This is a genomic window from Tunicatimonas sp., from assembly GCF_049647865.1.
In the GTDB taxonomy this organism is placed as follows: domain Bacteria; phylum Bacteroidota; class Bacteroidia; order Cytophagales; family Cyclobacteriaceae; genus Tunicatimonas.
On sequence record NZ_JBARYM010000863.1, the window covers coordinates 1 to 18601 of the forward strand.

The following is an 18601-nucleotide window of genomic DNA, read 5'->3' on the forward strand; positions in this document are numbered from 1 at the left end:
GAAAGCTTTTTAAGCATAATATGCGCTTCCTTAGTTGACTGAGGTTTATTAAGTACTTCTTGGTCAACTATTACGGTAGTATCGGCAGTAATCACTAATTCATCAGGTGCTATTGAATTAAGATGAACCTTGCCTTTTTCTACCGCTAAATATTCAGCGACTTGATCCACTGCAAGATCTGCCGGAAAATGCTCTTCAATGCTAATAACTCGGGTAGCAAAAGTAAACCCTAACTCGTGCATGAGCTGTTGTCGTCGTGGCGACTGCGATCCTAAAATAAGTTTATAGTTCATCATCGCTAATAGAGCCAAAAACAAAGCCTCCAATGGCCTTAGGGTAAAAGTAGGTGGATTTTTGAGGCATAACATTACCGCTATAGCATACCTTCTTTATTTCTTCAATACTAACTCCGTTAGTAATAAGGGCCATCTGAACCTCCTGGCGAGCTGCTTTAGCAAAGCAACTGGCAAAACTACGGTCGTAATGAATATACGGTGAGCGAGATTGCTCATTCCGAGGTATTTTCAAAACTTTTTCAATAAAAAAATGGTGCAGTACTACTGTTTCCAATGCCTTCACATCAGAATGTAGATCCCAATCTAACATTGGAAATACTTCCGGCTTTAGTTGAATTTTATAGCATTCTGAGGCAATAAGCAGCCCAAAAGCCCACGACTTTCCAACAATAATCTCAAGAATGTCCGGGGCATTTTCAATCGGTTTGATAGTAAAATAGTCAGCAGTTCTTTCTAAAATCAACTCAATAGAAATATCGGGCAAGCCACTAATTAGTCGGTGAGTAGGTAAAATTACTAAGTCTTCCGATTCAGTATTGGTCAAATACATCATATGGTAGTTGTAACCTTCTTTGCCCGTATGGTTTGAGTTGTTTCGTATCTGCATTCGGCGATGATTGAGCGATCCTTCGTAGCGGTGATGTCCGTCGGCTAATATAATAGGTTTGTCATGCAGGGCGTTAACAAACTTTTGGATCACCTCTGTATCAGTAATCATCCCAAACATATCCCGTACTCCCTGATAATCTTCCGCTTCATAGATAAGTTGTTTTATGCCTTGGTCCATTAATACTTCTAAGCGATGTTCAGAGTCGGTGTATAAACCGTGCGTAGGACTAGCGTGAAGTTGCGTAGCTGCGAGCAGTTCAGTTCGGTCATTCACTGAGCTAGGTATGGTATCTTCGTGCCGAAGAACAACATTTTCTTCCCAGAAGGTTGCTTCAATCATGGTGATAAATCCTCTTCGGCAAAAAAACTTAGGAAGCCCCGGTAATTGAAAGCACTGATAGTAGACGTAAATTGCAGCGGTTGTATCCTGCTGAAGCACACCTTCTGTCTTCCATTGGTTTAAAAGCTTAGCCGTATCTTGAACCGAATCTCCTGGTTTGGGTACTGATAAGTGGATGCTATTGTAGGGTTCTTGATACAAAGCCATTCGTTGCTTGAGCGATACCACATCGAAGGGAGGTGAAATAAATCTACTTATCTGCTTGGTAAACTTAGGAGCGTAGCGCCACCCTCGGAATGGTCTTATAACGGCCATGGGTTATTTACGATATTGTTTGCAGCAGTATTACTCAAACCTTCTGTTTTTCCAAAAACGATTAGCAGGCAACAAAGAGGTGGGTTCAAGCGGACGACTGGCTTGTTGTTGTGCCACTAGAAGCTGACCTGCCAATGCCGCAGCTAATGTCTGCTCTTCAGCACTTGCTTCCCTTGCCAAGTTCTTAGGGTGATAGTATTCATCAACAAACTTGGTTGTAAATCGGCCGGAAATAAATTCTGGGTGCTGAAGCACAAAGTTACAAAAAGGAAGGGTGGTAGCTACTCCGCTAATCTGGTACTCATTGATAGCCCGTAGCATTCGGGCAATGGCCTCTTCACGGTTTTTTCCGTAGGTAACTAGTTTGGCAATCATCGGGTCGTAGTATACCGAAATATCCATTCCCTGCTCAATGCCATCGTCTACCCGAACGCCCGGTCCCTGCGGGCGACGGTAGGTATGTAATGTGCCAGTATCGGGTAAGAAATTGTTAGTCGGGTCTTCCGCGTATACCCGAACTTCCAAGGCGTGCCCCTGAATGGCGAGATCTTGCTGAGAGAAAGAAAGTGGATGCCCTTCAGCAATACGAATTTGCTCCTTCACCAAATCTACTCCGGTAATAAGCTCGGTAACCGGATGCTCTACTTGCAACCGCGTGTTCATTTCTAAGAAATAAAACTGTAAGTCCGTATCTACTACAAACTCTACTGTACCGGCACTCTCGTATTGGCACGCTCGAGCTACTTCAATAGCCGCCTTTCCCATGGCTTCTCGTATTTCATTGGAGACAACGGCTGAAGGGGCTTCCTCTATTACTTTTTGGTAGCGACGCTGAATAGAACATTCTCGCTCAAATAAATAAGCGTAGTTGCCGTGCTGGTCACCGACGATCTGAATCTCGATGTGTTTGGGAGCCGTAATAAATTTTTCGATAAACACTGAGCCATCGCCAAAGGCAGAGGTAGCTTCACTTACGGCCCGCTCCATCTGCTCAGCTAGCTGGTCTTCACTTGATACAATCCGCATTCCTTTCCCCCCCCCGCCAGCACTAGCTTTAATGAGTACCGGATATCCAATTTCCAAGGCTACTCGCTTTGCTTCGGATACATCTTCAATAGCTTTGTCAGTACCTGGTACTAACGGAACGTCAAACGCTGACACGGCAGCTTTGGCCGCTAACTTGCTTCCCATCGTACTAATTGCCGATGCACTAGGGCCAATAAATGTCATACCCGCTTCTTTTACCTGCCGGGCAAACTCCGCATTTTCTGATAAAAAACCGTAACCAGGATGAACAGCGTCTGCCTTTGTTTGGCGACAAGCTGCTAAAATATTCGGAATACTCAAGTACGATTGCGCCGAAGGAGCTGGCCCGATGTTTACCGCAAAATCAGCTAACTGTACATGAGGCGCAGAACGGTCAACGTCGCTGTATACCGCAACAGTTTCAATGCCTAATTCGTGGGCAGAACGAATAATACGAACAGCAATTTCTCCCCGGTTTGCTATTAAGATACGGCGGATAGTTTTCATAATGAATAGGTAGATTCGTCAACTAAAAATAAAATATTACATGAATTATTTAGTAATATTGTAAGTTATAAGGCGAAATATGTAAGCATCAGCATTGGACGAAAGGTAATAAATAGTAAATTTGATAGATCATATATTTTTGTAAAAATACGATTAGTAAGCTAAAACAAAATACGCGTGGATTTATTTGAAAAATATACAGTAGACATGGGGCCGCTTGGTAAGCACGCCAGGATTGAAGAAGGATACTTTATGTTCCCTAAACTGGAAGGTGAGATTGCGCCCCGCATGAAGTTTAGAGGGAAAGAAGTGCTTACTTGGAGCTTAAATAATTACTTAGGATTAGCTAACCACCCTGAGGTACGAGAAGCCGACCGTAAGTCTGCCGAGAAGTGGGGATTAGCGTACCCAATGGGAGCCCGAATGATGTCGGGTAATAGTGATTTACATGATGAATTAGAGCGAAAATTATCGGCTTTTGTGAAGAAAGAAGATACCATGCTGCTGAATTACGGTTATCAGGGCATCCTTTCTGTTATTGATGCAATGGTAGACCGCAAAGATATTATTGTTTACGATGCTGAATCGCACGCTTGCATTGTCGATGGGGTAAGACTACATCTGGGCAAGCGGTTTGTTTTTCCTCATAACGATGTTGAGAACCTAGAAAAACAGCTAAAGCGAGCTACTCGATTGGCCAATGAAACCGGGGGCGGCATTCTGGTAATTACGGAAGGAGTATTTGGAATGTCGGGAAACATGGGAGCTCTGAAAGAGATTGTTGCACTTAAAGAAAAATATCAATTTCGTTTACTAGTAGATGATGCTCATGGTTTTGGCACAATGGGGCCAACGGGTGCTGGTGCCGGCGAAGAACAAGGAGTGCAGGATGGCATTGATGTTTACTTTTCTACCTTTGCTAAATCTATGGCAAGTATTGGAGCATTTGTATCTGGAGATAAACAAGTGATCCGATACCTACGCTACAATACACGTTCTCAGATTTTTGCTAAATCGCTACCTATGCCTTTTGTAGAAGGAGGACTTAAGCGGTTAGAGTTACTGAAGAATACTCCTGAATTAAGGGAGAAGCTTTGGACAGTAGTAAAAGCACTGCAATCTGGATTCCAAGAGCGTGGGCTTGATATTGGCACTACCAAATCGCCGGTAACTCCAGTAATATTGAAAGGCGATATTATTGATGCTGCCGGGGTGGCTTATGATCTCCGTGAGAGTTATAACATCTTCTGCTCAGTCGTTATTTATCCAGTGGTTCCTAAAGATTTAATCATGCTTAGGATTATTCCTACTGCAATGCATACACTAGCTGATGTAGAAGAAACGATAACTGCTTTCGAAAATGTTAAACATAAATTAGAGACAGGTGTTTACCATACAAGTGAGCTTGCTGCAGCATTTGATTAGCAACAAATCTCGCAGTTTTTATTGTTTTTAAGCCATATTGGCTATATTGGCTCATAATTGTTAAATTTTTTTGTCCACAACTGAACTAACTATGAAACGATTTGATGAATTAAGAGATTTGGTAATGTCTTTAGAAGGTGATTTTGAGAAATTCTATGATAAAGAGAACCAAGCAGCTGGTACTCGGGTACGAAAAGGCATGCAAGATTTGAAGAATCTTGCTCAAGAGATTCGCATAGAAGTACAAGATATCAAGAATAAAGCCTCCTAAGAGGAAATACCAATCTTATTGGAAATAAAAGCAATTCTGTTAAGGATTGCTTTTTTTATGAGGCTTCGGCTTCCTCCTCTGAAGTTGAGACAATGCGGACGTAACGCATAATCAGTTCACATAAATCATAAAGTGTTTCGGAGCGAAACATAAGCTCGTAGTAGGAATGGTGTGCGGGAATATCGCAGCCGATTCGGCATTTAGCCTGACTTAGCGTTAAAACTTTGTCTAACACTTCATTAGATTCAGTATCAAGATGAATTAAATAATCGAAGCGGCTATTAACAAAGTCGATAAGGTGTTCGGCTTTAAACTTGCCGAAAGCCGAAATATCAAGGTCGCTAAACTGGAGGTAGCCAAATATTTTATTCTTAGCTCGTCGTTTATCATAACAAAGTACCTGCACCTCTTTATGGTCAGCAGAAAAGTGGTTGATAAAATCATCAACGGTGTTCTGCTTTCCGTGATCAGATAGCGTAATCAGTATTCCAATACGTTCAGCTTTCTCGTAATTTACCGTTTGGCGTTTTACCGAACTCTCCTTGAGTAACTTAGGTAATTGAAAGCCAATAATTTTCTTGGTAAAGAACCACATCGTTTAATCATTTAAATTAATCAAGCATTGCCAGAAAATCTTCTTCTGAGATAATCTGTACGTCTAATGATTCCGCTTTTTTTCGCTTAGCTGGCCCCATATTCGTGCCAGCTAACAGAAAATCTAATTTTGTAGAAACCGATGAAACTACCTTTCCCCCGTGCAACTTAATCTTTTCTTTAATTTCTTCTCGGCTAAATTGCTCAAATACCCCAGAAACCACAAATGTCTTGCCGGATAATACCTGATTTTCAGAGTTTTGGCTGCTTATCTGTAAGCTGAACTGCAAGCCAGCCTGTTTTAGTTCACTCAATAACTGCTGATTTTCGGGGTCGCTAAAGTATTCAAGTACACTTTGGGCAATACGTCCGCCAATTTCTGGCACTTCAATCAATTGTTCGTGAGAAGCAAGCGCTAATAGATCAATTGAGCCAAAGTGTTCAGCTAATTTTTCGGCTACAGTACGCCCCACGTAGCGAATTCCTAACGCAAATAATACACGAGGGAATGATATTTGCTTGGAGGCTTCAATGCCGTTTAAAATATTTTGGGTGGCTTGTTCTTTAAAACCTTCTAAAGCATAAATATCATCGAATGACAGATGGTATAGATTAGCCACATTCTCTACTAATCCCTGTTCATAAAATAAAGCCACTGTTTCTTTACCCATACTATCAATATTCATAGCATTACGCTGGATAAAATGTTCAATGCGCCCTTTAATTTGCGGCGGGCATCCCGTTTGGTTAGGGCAGAAGTGAACAGCTTCCCCCTCTTGGCGTATCAGCAGAGTATTGCACTCCGGACAGTGAGTTTCGTATTGAATTGGCTGACTTTGATTGGTGCGTTTACTTATATCTACCCCGGTGATTTTTGGAATAATTTCTCCTCCTTTTTCAACTGAAACTGTATCGCCGTAGCGAATGCCCAGCCGGTCAATTTCGTCGGCATTGTACAAAGAAGCTCGCTTTACAATCGTACCGGCCAAGGCTACCGGATCTAAGTTAGCCACGGGGGTAATTGCACCAGTACGACCTACCTGATAGGTAATATCGCGCAAGATGGTAACCGCACTTTGAGTTTTATACTTGTAGGCAATAGCCCAGCGAGGGCTTTTTGCCGTGCTACCCAGTAGTTTCTGTTGTTGGGTACTATTCACCTTAATTACGATACCATCGGTATCTAGTGGCAACTCAAGGCGCTCCTCTTCCCAATCGTTAATGTATTTGAATACGTCTTCAATAGATTCACACTTGCGGTAGGTAGGTGATATTTGAAAGCCCCATTCTTCCAGTTGGGCAATAGCTTTTTGATGGGTTTCAAGATGTATTCCATCGGTAGCTAGCGAATAAAGATAACAGTCTAATTTGCGTTGAGCTACTACTGAGGAGTCTTGCATTTTTAGCGTTCCCGAAGTGGTGTTTCGAGGATTAGCCAGCAGGGCTTCGCCAGAAGCTTCTCGCTCTTGATTTAGTTGATCAAAAACCGAACGAGGCATAAAAACCTCGCCCCGCACCTCAAACGTAGGCGGCAGGTTATCGGCCTTTACCCGCAGAGGTAGCGAGCGAATTGTTTTGGCGTTGGTCGTAATATCATCGCCTCGTACTCCATCTCCCCGAGTAGCAGCTAACGTAAGCAAACCATCTTCGTAGCGGAGACTAATAGCTACTCCGTCGAACTTTAGCTCGCAAAAATACTCGTATGCTTGCTCTGGTAAAGATTTAGCAACTCGCTGATCAAACTCAGTGAGCTCTTCCTCAGAATAGGTATTGCTCAAGGAGAGCATTGGGTAGGTATGATAGACAGTTTTGAAGTCTTTAGTGATCGTACCACCCACTCGCTGGCTGGGTGAGTCAGGATAGCGAAACTGAGGATACTGTTCTTCTAGTTGAATAAGCTGCTCTAATAGCTGATCAAATTCAAAATCTGAAACCTCTGAAACACTATTCTGATAGTACTGATGATTGAAATGGTGAATTTTGGCACTAAGCTGCTCTATAGCACTTTTGGCTTCTACAGCGGTCATAAATCCCAGGTTTAGCTGATTGTTGAATAATGGCTGATTGCTCAATGGTTAATAGCTGAATGGCCGATTATTAATTTTTGATTGGTTAAGTCGTTATTATTTACTGATTACGGCACGGGGTGTCCCGCGCATTGTTATCTGTTCATTGTTTAGGTATAATAATCCCGAAATGCCTGAAGGTTCTGTTCGGTTCCTACAATAATCATAGTGTCGCCTATTTCAAATTTTAGATCGCCATGAGGGTTAAACGTAAATCGTTCGGACTGATGGCGGAATCCTATAACGGTGGCGCTAGTATGTTGCCGAATATTTAACTCGCGCAATGTTTTATCCTGATAGCGTTTTTGAAGTTCGTCGTACATGATATCTTCTAGCTTTAGGCTGTTAGAGCCAGTTCCTGATAAAATATTCAGAAATTCGATAACTGAAGGTTGGGTAATAAGACGGGCCATATGAACCCCGCCAATAGCATCGGGCATTACTACTTGATCGGCTCCGGCTCGGTAAAGCTTTTTCTCGGCACTCTCATCAGTGGCTCGGGCGATAATTTTAACGTCTGGGTTCAGTTCCCGGGCGGTTAAGGTAATAAATACATTGTCGGCATCGCGAGGGAGAGTAGTAATAATAGCTTCCGCGCGTTCAATACCTGCTGCCAGCAATACTTCGTCGGTGGTTGCATCGCCAATGACGTACTGTATTTCGTTATTAACTGCGTACTGCTCAACCAATTCAGGCTTGAGTTCAACTAACACAAATGGACGGTGGCTATCCTGTAATTCTTCACAAGCGCGGGCCCCATTTCGCCCCATTCCGCATACTATAACGTGATCTCTTAGTTTTTCCACTTTACGGCCAATAGTGTAACGTCGATATAACTCGGCAAATTCACCCTCCACAAAATACGAAGTGATAGTACCGACGGCATAGGCAAATATTCCCAAATTAAATATAATATAAAAGCTGGTAAAGATACGGCCTGAATCTGAAAGTTCGCGCACCTCAGTGAAGCCAACCGTAGACAGCGTAATCACAGTCATGTAAAAGGCATCGATAGCAGAGTATTCTTCAATAAAAGTGTAGCCGATCTGACCAATTACCATGCTGGCTACTAGCAGGAGTAAGCCGAAACTCAAGCGATTAAAGATAAGTTCTTTGCTCCAACCTAAGTACTTGTTCCAAGCTCTATAAACCATTTAAAAAGAAATGTTGAGGTAATTCGTGACTAAAGTAACTACATCCGCCAATTTCTGAGTAGCTGAACGCAAAAAATATTGAATATAACAGTTCTATGTACGAGTGGAGCTGGCGAGCACTAAAAGGTTACATATACGGAGAAAGCATCGCAGAATGACTATATTAATATTTTGGTAAACTATTCGGCAATTGCCAGTAATATTTTAAAAATAAACGTAATATAGCAGTAGTTATAATAAGAAAAATAAGAGGGTGCAGCCACTTTGTGAGGGAAAGTAAGATTTACTGTAATCGGCGAGGGTTGGCACAGTTTTGGCAAATGATAGGGAAAGTCGCAAGATTCTATGATTTATTTGTGCAAAAAAGCATATTTGTGGGTATTACTTGGTTTGCTAGTTGGAAGCATACAACCGCTTCAGGCGCAAGCTGACGTAATTAATAACGTGCGCGATGCTTTGAAGTCAGGAAGCTCCCGCGAGCTTAGTAAATACCTGAATAATACGGTTGAGATTAGTGTTAATGGCGAACAGGCAAGTTATAGCCGCAATCAAGCCGAGTTTGTTCTTAAAGATTTCTTTACTAAGTATTCACCCAAAGATTTTCGCTACGTACACCAAGGCTCTTCTAAGGAAGGAGTAAAATATACGATCGGAACGCTAGTTCACGAGCGGGGGGAGTTTCGAGTAGTCATGCTTATTAAGCAGTTCGGTGGTAGCTACCTAGTTGATAAAATTGATTTTAATCGGGAGTAAAACCGAGTTTATTAAAGATTAGAAGTTACAGGTTACGGGTTTCAAGTTCTATGTACTCAAACCTGCAACTTGTAACTTTTTAACATTAAACAACGCTTTTATTTATGAAGAGCATTCTGAATAACTTCCTTGGCTTCTTCTAGCACTTTTTCTAATCCGCTTACATCTTTTCCCCCGGCAGTAGCAAAAAAGGGCTGCCCTCCCCCACCACCACGAATATGTTTAGCAAGGTGCTTCACTAGCTTCCCAGCGTGTAAGTCATAAGTTTTCGTGAGCAATTCATCAATAACTACCGAAATTTGAGGTTTTCCATCGATATCAGCCGCGAGCACCATCACTAGATTATCTACTTGATTTTTTAAGTTAAAAGCTAACTGTTTGAGCATATCCGCTTGGGGCAAGGAAACCTTCTCAATAATTATCTTCGCCTCCTTAATATTTTGAATTTTGCTAGCTAACTCTTGTTGAATTCTACTAGCTTTCTCTTGCTGAAGAGCATCAATCTGTTTTCGCAGTTGGTTTTTCTCTTCTACCAACGAGTGAACTGCCTTCTGAAGGTCACGCGGGTTTTTCAAAGTTTCTTTAATACTTGAAAGAAGCTCCTCTTGCTCTCGAATATAATTCTCGGCAGCGGTTCCGGTTATCGCCTCAATACGGCGAATACCTGCTGCTACTGAACCTTCGGATATAATCTTGAAAAAGCCCAAACGCCCAGTGGCCGAAACGTGTGTTCCTCCGCAAAGCTCAACCGAATAATTCCGGTCAAAAACGATCACTCGGACTTCGCTACCGTATTTTTCGCCAAATAGGGCCATCGCTCCCATTGTTTTAGCTTCATCAATCGGCAATTTTCGCAGTTCTTCTAAGCGAATATTTTCCCGGACGCGCTGATTCACTAAATGCTCTACCTGCTGGATTTCATCATTAGTCATCTTCGCAAAGTGGGAGAAGTCAAAACGAAGTAACTGATCGTTTACTAGCGAACCTCGCTGCTGCACATGATCGCCCAATACCTGACGCAGCGCGGCATGAAGCAGATGAGTAGCACTGTGGTTGTTCTCAGTAGCTTTTCGTTTATCCAAATCTACCCTACAAGTAAAAATAGCTTCTGCATCAGTTGGTAGTTTTTTAGTATAGTGAACAATTAGGTCGTTTTCTTTCTTTGTATCAAAAATGAAGATTTGCTCAGTACCCGACTCTAACACTCCGGTGTCGCCTACCTGACCACCGCCCTCAGCGTAAAATGGGGTTTTATCTAAGGCCAATTGGTAGTAAGAAGATTTTTTGTCCTGTACCTGCCGATACTTTATAATTCTGGCTTCCGCCGTCAGCGTATCGTAGCCTACAAAGGTAGTATCCGTATCTTCCATCAGTACCGTCCAGTCACCGGTATCAGTAGAAGTAGCCGCCCTAGAGCGGTTTTTTTGCTTTTCCATCTCCTGCCCAAAGCCAGCTTCGTCTACCGAATAGCCACTTTCGCGGGCAATTAAAGCAGTTAAGTCAAACGGAAATCCAAAGGTATCGTATAACTCAAATACTACCGTCCCCGGAATTTTCTTTTCTACCTGATACTCTTCTTTTATTTGATCGAGCTTCCCTAATCCAACTTCTAGGGTTCGTAAAAATGACGATTCTTCCTCTTGAATAACCTTTTCCACAAAACTCTGCTGTTTCTTTAATTCAGGAAAAACGTCAGCAAATTGTTGGCTGAGTGTAGGAATTAACTGATACAGGAAAGGCTCTTTTAACTCTAGAAAAGTATAACTATAACGAACAGCTCGACGCAGGATCCGGCGGATAACGTACCCCGCTTTATTGTTGGAAGGAAGCTGCCCATCGGCAATAGAGAACGCAATAGCTCGAATGTGATCAACGATGACACGAATAGCAACATCAGTTTTTGGATTATTGCCGTAGCGAACATTGGCTCGTTGGCTTACTTGCTCTATAAGCGGAGCAAAAACGTCAGTATCATAGTTAGATTGTTTATTCTGAATAGCCATTGCTAGTCGCTCAAAGCCCATTCCGGTGTCAATGTGCTGCGCCGACAGCGGGTGCAACTTCCCCGAAGCCTGGCGGTTGAACTGCATAAATACTAAGTTCCAGATCTCGACGACCAACGGATGATCTTGATTTACTAATTCTTTGCCCGGTTGTTTGTCAATTTCAGCCGTTGGACGTAAGTCTATATGAATTTCTGAACAGGGGCCACAGGGACCGGTATCACCCATTTCCCAGAAATTGTCCTTTTTCGAACCCAGAATAATGCGGTCTTCATCAATAATCTCCTTCCAATAGTTATAAGCTTCTTTATCTAATTCTAAACTATCTTGCTCATCACCACCAAAAACTGAGGCGTAAAGACGATCTTTTGGTAGTTTGTAAACATCAGTAAGCAGTTCCCAGGACCAGGCAATTGCTTCTTTCTTAAAATAGTCGCCAAACGACCAGTTGCCCAGCATCTCGAACATGGTATGGTGGTAAGTATCCAACCCTACCTCTTCTAAATCGTTATGCTTACCTGAGACTCGTAAACATTTCTGACTGTTGGCAGCTCGGGCGTAAGGTGCCGGTTTATTTCCTAAAAAATAGTCTTTAAACTGGTTCATTCCTGCATTTATGAACATTAACGTAGGATCATCTTTGTTCACGATAGGAGCAGAGGGCACAAATTGGTGCTGTTTTTGTTCAAAAAATTGGATAAAAGCGGAACGTATTTCCTGGGAAGTCATTAAAGTGTGGGATTTACGATGAATAGACCATGTTTTATTGATATAGTGCAATAAATTATGGTTTATGTAAATTTTCTTGTGAAAGAATTTGTTTAGAGTAAAGCAAGGTGCAAAAGTATAACGAAAAGCGATTCATAAGAACTTCTTATGTCAAAAATTAAATATTACTACGATACGGAAACTTGTAAATACGAGCGGGTGCGCGTGAGCCATTGGGATGTTGTGTTAAATATTTCAGGATTCGTCGTGTTAGTGCTAGTAGCAGGTATCAGCTTGGTGATTATCTTCGATACGTATTTTGAGTCACCCAAAGCGGCTCGCCTGAAGAAGGAAAATGAAGAACTTACGTTTTACTACGACATGCTTAGCAAGGATATGAACCGGGCTAATAAAATGCTAGAGTCGTTGCAAGAGCGAGATAATAGCGTTTATCGAACCATTTTTGAGGCTGAGCCTATTCCGCTTTCGGTCAGAAATGCTGGAGTGGGGGGAGTAGATCGTTATCAAGATTTATTAGAAAATGGGTTGGAGCGAGAAGATATCATTGTAAACACCTTTCAGCGAATCGATCAGCTAAAACGGCAGCTATACATTCAGACTAAGTCGTACGACAATTTGTTAGAGATGGCCGATAACAAATCGGAAATTCTAGCTACTATTCCGGCTATACAGCCAGTTTCTAACAAAGAATTGCGTCGGTTGGCTTCGGGCTTCGGAATGCGGGTTCACCCAATATATAAGGTGAAGATGATGCACCCAGGTATTGATTTTTCTGCTCCCCAAGGTACTCCTGTGTACGCCACTGGCGGGGGTAAAGTAAAGCAGGTAAAGAGTTCGTTTACTGGCTACGGGAAGCAAGTAATCATCGATCATGGCTACGGCTACCAAACCCGTTACGCTCATTTACAGGACTTTAATATAAAGGCCGGTCAGAATGTAGAACGAGGGCAGTGTATTGGTTACGTAGGAAATACGGGTACTTCTACTGCGCCGCATTTACACTACGAAGTATTTAAAGACAACGAGCGAGTCAATCCTATCTACTATTTCTACCAAGATATTACGGCGGAAGAATACGAGGTTTTAGTTCAATTAGCATCGATTGAGAATCAGTCGCTGTGAAATAGTCGCTGTGAAATAGTCGCTGTGAAATAGTCGCTGTGAAACAGCAGTCACAGGAAGAGAAATCTTTCCATTACCGAATCAAAGTCGCTTGATAGCGGCTTTTTTTATGCTTTAGCGGCTAGGACGTATTGACCAATAGATGAATATTCTTAGCACCTATACTGAGCCTACGCACCTAAAAGTTAACTCAGGGATAACTATCTGGTATTGCGAGAATAACTTGCCATTTTGGGAAACTATCGGAGAGATATTAATAATCGTAGCAAAAGACTTAATTACACTCTAGCTCTTCATTGCTAAATTTTTTATATGATTATCGTATCTTAGGTACTTACTATACACTTTGGCGAAGTGTCAATAATGAAAAAATCTATACTATTAGTAGGAAGTATTTTCATCTGTGTGAGCTTAGGGCTCGCTTTTCCGCCAGACAAAGGGTTTGATGCGTTATTAAGTGGTGTTGATAAACTAAACAGTGGAGATAAAAATCGTTTTATAGCGATTCTGGAAGAACTCCACTCGCTTCAAAACATCAGATATAAGGATAGTGTAGGTATTGTTCTTAGTAAAATTGAACCGAAGATTCAGGGGACAAAAAATAGTAGAATAGAATTTTTATATGATCTCATATTAAGTCGTAATCATCTTTTTGAGCATAATTATTCCGAGGGAATTAGTAGCGCTACCAAAGCTGCGAAAAACAACCAAAAAAGTAAGAGAAAAGAAATGGTGTATTTGTACACCACTTTGGGCAGCCTCAATTACTTTAAAGCCGACTACGTTAATTCCCTTGAGTGGCATTTAAAGGCATTAAGTATTTGTGAAAATGAGTTAGATAACTCTTGCCTTCCGGGAATATACAACAACATTGCGGTCGTCTACTTTGGTACAAACGATGTGCAGAAAATTGAAGAATTTACCCGTAAGGCGTATGATATCGCCGATAGCACCGAAAACTTGATGGAAAAGTCGCGAGCCGCAGGAAATATGGCCATTGTATTTGCCGAACAAGGAAAATTCGCCGAATCAGAAAAGTGGTTTTTAGAAGATCTGGAAATTGATTTAGAATTAAACGACAGCTTATCGGTCGCTAGAAACTATAATAACTTGGGAAAGTTGTTTGAGTACAAACAGGACTTTCCAAGATCGCTGCAGTACTACCAGAAAGGATTAGAAGTTGCGAAGGCAGTAGATGACAAAGCCTCGATCGCCCTAGGGTACCAAAACGTAGGTTGGCTTGAACATAAAAATGGCAACAATCAAGAAGCCGAACGGCTGTTTGCAATAGGAATGCAGCAAACCGATTCTCTCGGAAACTTAGACAAATTGAGGGATGCCTATTTAAATATCTCTGAATTTTACGAGGCAACCGAACGCCCAAACAAGGCCTTTGAGTTCTTTATAAAGTACCACAATTTGAACGATAGTCTGGTAGGGGAAAACCACCTTGCTGCCTTAAGCGAATTGGAGGTGAAGTACGACACCCAAAAGAAGGAAAATGAGCTGCTACTGTTATCCCAGCAAAAGCAAGCAAACGAAGCCTTAATTATTAGTCAAGGTCGCACTGTCCGGCAACTTTCTCTTGGTCTGGGTATTATTTTGATTCTAAGTATTTTAGGGTTTTTCTTGTATAAGCAGTGGTCGCAGAACAAAAAACAGGCGGAGCTTATTTTGGCTATTTCCGAAACTCAGAATGAAGAGCGAAAGCGGATTGCCCAAGACCTTCACGACAGTATCGGTGGATCGTTAGCACTTACTAAATCTAAGTTTAAAGCCGTAGAGAATTCCTTACCCGCCCCTTCCGAAGAGTTGAGGTTGGCTCTACAAACCCTACAACAGACCAGCGATCAAGTCCGGCGAATATCCCACGATCTTATGCCCGGTGAACTGGTTCGATTTGGCTTGGTAGCCGCTATACAAACTTTGCTAGAAAATCTGAATGAAGAAGAAATTAATGCTCAGTTTAATTCAATCCAACTAGAGCAACGACTGGAACCAGTAAAAGAAATACAACTGTATCGGATTATTCAGGAGGCTCTGCAAAATGTACTTCGCCACGCCAAAGCTAAGAACCTCTTTATTCAGTTAAATAAACATAAGAACTACCTTAGCCTGATGATAGAAGACGACGGGCGGGGCATGGGTGATACTGCCAGTAAAGGCATTGGACTGAAAAACATAGAACAACGGGTGCGCCTTTTAAAAGGTATCTTCACCATAGACAGTGCTCCCGAAAAGGGCACCCTTCTAAACATTCAAATACCGGTATAATATGATAACGGTACTTATTGCCGACGACCACCAACTTTTTAGACAAGGGCTAGTCGCCATGCTAGCCAACTTCACGCAATTTAAAGTAATTGGCGAAGCAACGAATGGGGAAGAAGCTCTGAAGCTAATCGCGACCACTCATCCCGATGTGTTACTGCTGGATATTGAAATGCCCCAAGTAGATGGCTTTGCGGTACTGAAAGAGCTACGGTCTATGCGTTCAGATACCAAAACCTTAGTACTCACCATGCACTACTCAAGTGCCTTTATAAGGAATATTGTGGCAGCAGGGTCCGATGGTTATCTCAAGAAGGATTCGGATCAGAATACCCTAATCTTAGCGATTGAGCAAGTATACCAAACAGGTAGCTTCTACCCATCCGAAACTACTCAAATGGTGATGCAAAGCCTGAAAGAAAAGAGCAAGGAAGATAATATCACCCCCCGCGAAAAGGAGGTGATTCTCCTTATTGCGGAAGGACTAACTACCAAGGAGATTGCCGCCCGTCTCTTTTTAAGCAAACATACGGTAGAATCGCATCGGCAGAATATTCTCCTAAAGCTTAATATGAAGAATAGTACTGAGCTGGTGAAATATGCCCTAAAAAAAGGCTGGGCATAAGCTGGATTTCTCGCCTTTAGAAATTGGTGAGCATAGATTCTATTATTAAGCACACATATTCATTTCCTTCCTCCAATCTCCGTTTCTAGTAGTTTTCAGCCATTTTAAGTTTTAGCACTTAACCGCTAGAATTTTTTGACTAAGAAACTAGACCTTGCTAATAGTAACTCCTAACCAATACCTATACTCATGAGCAGAAAGATTAAGCTAATATCAACGTCAGCACTAGTAATTGTCGCAATGCAGCTAGTCTCGGCTTGTTGTGCTTCTTGCCCCAGTTGCTGCACAGAAGGTGTATCTTCTTCAACTACTATTCAGTCAGAACAGGGGGAAGCAGAAAATTCAAAAATTAGTACCAAAACACTGCTAATCTCGCCCACTGATGAATCTAAATAAAATACTAACGATCAGTTTCCTGCTGTCGTGGCTATCGCTACCGGGAATGGCTCAATTGCCGTTGCCAGTCCAAGAAGCAATCTGTTCGGCTCGGCTTAGCCCTTTTCTAGGAATAGGAATTAGTAGTCCTAGTAGTGAATACGATCGTTCCGAAGACTCCGGCATAGCCTCACCCGTAGTAGGAGCGAACGTGCACATCAGTATAGGCGGAGGGTGGACGTTAATCCCCGGTTTAGCCTACGAGACCAAAGGAAGCGCTTTTTCTTACAGCTACGATAATGGAATTGGGAGAGCTTCTCTATCGGGGAGAAACACTAATAGCCGTACGCTAGCCCTGCGAAGTACTAATGAATCAAAAACCAGAACTGTTCGCTCCTACCTATCTTTTCCCTGGCAAATAGGAATTCGACCCTTCGAGAAGGTACCGGATCTTCAGTTTGCGTTGGGAATGAATAATAGCTTTTTACTTGGTCAAAAGACTACCCGGAACAGCTTTGGCACTAAAACAACCGACCGAGGTACGGACAACTTAAAAGGCTTTAACCTGGGCCTACTGCTTGGGGTATCTTATCGAGTTATCGATGACATAGCAGTAGGAATTACGTATGACCACGGGTTAACCGATATGAGCAGCAGCGGTGTCGGATTTAGGGAGCGAGCATTGAGGCTAACCGTAGGCTACACGATCAACTTCAACCCAATTTTTCTGGAGTCATATTCCCGACGAGGCCGAGCGAAAATGAAGCAGTACCAAACCTCCAAGGAATAAAAGGAAGAAAAATTTATCGTTTTACCCAACAACCAACTTTATGGAAACGCTCATGTATTTAACCTTGGCGGGAGTACTTGTGTACTTAGGCCGAATCGGATTCATTGTTTACGAAGCTTTGCAGATGGACTTTAACTTTGAACGGCCGTGGCCCGAGGATACGTCAACCACAAGATTGAAGGAAGAATTCAATAAAGCTAATGCGGCTTCTTCAATAATAGAAACGAAAGAAATAAATGATGCTCTAACCTACAAAAATGTTGTTCGTGCCTAAAATAATACGATAGCTAAATTATCAATAACTGCATTGTTAAGTAAGCCATTTCACAATAAAATACCATCATCTTAACCTGTCTTATTATGCCCACCAGAGGGCATAGTTAATTTTCCTACCAGAGAAATCGCTATTGACTAGCTTCGCATTACCCCTTGTAGGTAATCATCCTATCGGAAAACCGCATGGCATAATCTGCCATCTATTTGTGCTGGGATCAACTGATTAGCCAGCCTTTAAATTACCGCCATGTGGGCTAAGGGTAGCATATAAATTAAAAACACGGTCGCCTGTTTACCTTCTTCTATCAGTAGTTATTAAGGGTTGATTATACAATAGGAACATAGTCATTATCAGGGAAAACAATCATTGTGCATCATGTATAATAAATGTTAATTGATTAAGAAATGAAAAGAAAATTACTCGCAGCTACCAGTTTCGTATTGCTCACCCTTATTTCAGTGAAGGCCGATGCTCAGGCGTTGGAAGATTTTGCGGCTAAATATACTTCTGACAACGGACCGGGGTACACTCAGCCCTTAGCCGATGCTCTAGGAGCTAACCTAAACAGTGGTTTTTTCAGAAGTGCTCACATTCCTAAAAGTGGCTTTAGGCTACAACTGGGCTTAGTAACCATGACCGCCCTAATTAGAAATGATGATAAGACATTCCAAGCTACTACCGATGATTTTTTCACCCCTCAAACAACCACCGAAGTTCCTACAATCTTTGGTAGCACCAACGGAGTGAGTGTTGACGGTAACGGGGGAACAGTCTATAATTTTCCGGGCGGACTAGGCGTGGATATGCTTCCTATCGCGGTGCCGCAAGTTTCGGTAGGCTCATTGCTGGGCACCGAACTTTTAATCCGATTTTTTGCGGCAGATATTGGCGATGATTTGGGTCGTTTGAATCTATTCGGATGGGGAATACGCCATAGTATTGACCAGTATCTACCCGAAACCTGGCCAGTATCACTAGCGGTCGGCTACTATCGCCAAAACTTAGGTCTCGAAAATTTTTCCGATAGCGAGACTAACTTCATCAGCTTACAAG

General features: G+C 42.2%; 16 protein-coding genes. 9 read left to right on the forward strand and 7 right to left on the reverse strand.

Annotated features, from left to right (window positions below):
• The 3 genes from WBA23_RS24770 to accC all read right to left on the reverse strand — a co-directional run.
• Positions 1 to 296 (reverse strand): Maf family protein (locus tag WBA23_RS24770; protein WP_424584961.1); only part of this gene is annotated, 296 nt, incomplete at its 3' end.
• A complete protein-coding gene (locus WBA23_RS24775; protein ID WP_424584962.1) occupies positions 283 to 1560 on the reverse strand; it encodes a DUF1015 domain-containing protein in 1278 nt (425 codons plus the stop codon). The genes WBA23_RS24775 and WBA23_RS24770, both read right to left, overlap by 14 nt.
• A gap of 30 nt (positions 1561 to 1590) precedes the next feature.
• Positions 1591 to 3093, reverse strand: coding sequence for an acetyl-CoA carboxylase biotin carboxylase subunit (gene accC, locus WBA23_RS24780; RefSeq protein ID WP_424584963.1), 1503 nt, complete (start codon positions 3091 to 3093; stop codon positions 1591 to 1593).
• A gap of 177 nt (positions 3094 to 3270) precedes the next feature.
• Here accC and WBA23_RS24785 point away from each other — a divergent pair, with 177 nt between their 5' ends.
• The gene (locus tag WBA23_RS24785) at positions 3271 to 4518 is read left to right on the forward strand and encodes an aminotransferase class I/II-fold pyridoxal phosphate-dependent enzyme (protein WP_424584964.1); all 1248 of its coding nucleotides are present in this window, start codon (positions 3271 to 3273) and stop codon (positions 4516 to 4518) included.
• Positions 4519 to 4609: 91 nt separating this feature from the next.
• A complete protein-coding gene (locus tag WBA23_RS24790) occupies positions 4610 to 4789 on the forward strand; it encodes a histone H1 (protein ID WP_424584965.1) in 180 nt (59 codons plus the stop codon).
• A gap of 55 nt (positions 4790 to 4844) precedes the next feature.
• Here WBA23_RS24790 and WBA23_RS24795 read toward each other — a convergent pair whose 3' ends face one another.
• The 3 genes from WBA23_RS24795 to WBA23_RS24805 all read right to left on the reverse strand — a co-directional run bounded on the left by WBA23_RS24795 (position 4845) and on the right by WBA23_RS24805 (position 8603).
• Positions 4845 to 5384, reverse strand: a complete 540-nt coding sequence (locus WBA23_RS24795) for a DUF6913 domain-containing protein (protein ID WP_424584966.1) — start codon at positions 5382 to 5384, stop codon at positions 4845 to 4847.
• Between the two features lie 16 nt (positions 5385 to 5400).
• Positions 5401 to 7410: an NAD-dependent DNA ligase LigA gene (ligA, locus tag WBA23_RS24800; protein ID WP_424584967.1), complete on the reverse strand. Its 2010-nt coding sequence runs from the start codon at positions 7408 to 7410 to the stop codon at positions 5401 to 5403.
• A 149-nt stretch (positions 7411 to 7559) separates the two neighbouring features.
• A complete protein-coding gene (locus tag WBA23_RS24805; protein ID WP_424584968.1) occupies positions 7560 to 8603 on the reverse strand; it encodes a potassium channel family protein in 1044 nt (347 codons plus the stop codon).
• 345 nt (positions 8604 to 8948) lie between these two features.
• Here WBA23_RS24805 and WBA23_RS24810 point away from each other — a divergent pair, with 345 nt between their 5' ends.
• Positions 8949 to 9356 carry a DUF4783 domain-containing protein gene (locus WBA23_RS24810; protein WP_424584969.1) on the forward strand — a complete coding sequence of 136 codons (408 nt, stop codon included), beginning with the start codon at positions 8949 to 8951 and terminating at the stop codon, positions 9354 to 9356.
• A gap of 98 nt (positions 9357 to 9454) precedes the next feature.
• Here WBA23_RS24810 and alaS read toward each other — a convergent pair whose 3' ends face one another.
• The gene (gene alaS, locus WBA23_RS24815; protein ID WP_424584970.1) at positions 9455 to 12088 is read right to left on the reverse strand and encodes an alanine--tRNA ligase; all 2634 of its coding nucleotides are present in this window, start codon (positions 12086 to 12088) and stop codon (positions 9455 to 9457) included.
• Between the two features lie 147 nt (positions 12089 to 12235).
• Here alaS and WBA23_RS24820 point away from each other — a divergent pair, with 147 nt between their 5' ends.
• From WBA23_RS24820 to WBA23_RS24845, 6 genes are all read left to right on the forward strand, one after another.
• Positions 12236 to 13210, forward strand: a complete 975-nt coding sequence (locus tag WBA23_RS24820) for a M23 family metallopeptidase (RefSeq protein WP_424584971.1) — start codon at positions 12236 to 12238, stop codon at positions 13208 to 13210.
• 363 nt (positions 13211 to 13573) lie between these two features.
• A complete protein-coding gene (locus WBA23_RS24825; RefSeq protein WP_424584972.1) occupies positions 13574 to 15484 on the forward strand; it encodes a tetratricopeptide repeat-containing sensor histidine kinase in 1911 nt (636 codons plus the stop codon).
• 1 nt (position 15485) lies between these two features.
• Entirely contained in the window at positions 15486 to 16106 is a 621-nt protein-coding gene (locus WBA23_RS24830; protein WP_424584973.1) for a response regulator, read from the forward strand.
• 382 nt (positions 16107 to 16488) lie between these two features.
• The gene (locus WBA23_RS24835) at positions 16489 to 17271 is read left to right on the forward strand and encodes a porin family protein (RefSeq protein WP_424584974.1); all 783 of its coding nucleotides are present in this window, start codon (positions 16489 to 16491) and stop codon (positions 17269 to 17271) included.
• A 40-nt stretch (positions 17272 to 17311) separates the two neighbouring features.
• Complete coding sequence (locus WBA23_RS24840; protein WP_424584975.1) at positions 17312 to 17545, forward strand: hypothetical protein; 234 nt, start codon at positions 17312 to 17314, stop codon at positions 17543 to 17545.
• A 407-nt stretch (positions 17546 to 17952) separates the two neighbouring features.
• A partial coding sequence (locus tag WBA23_RS24845; RefSeq protein ID WP_424584976.1) for a DUF6588 family protein occupies positions 17953 to 18601 on the forward strand: 649 nt, incomplete at its 3' end.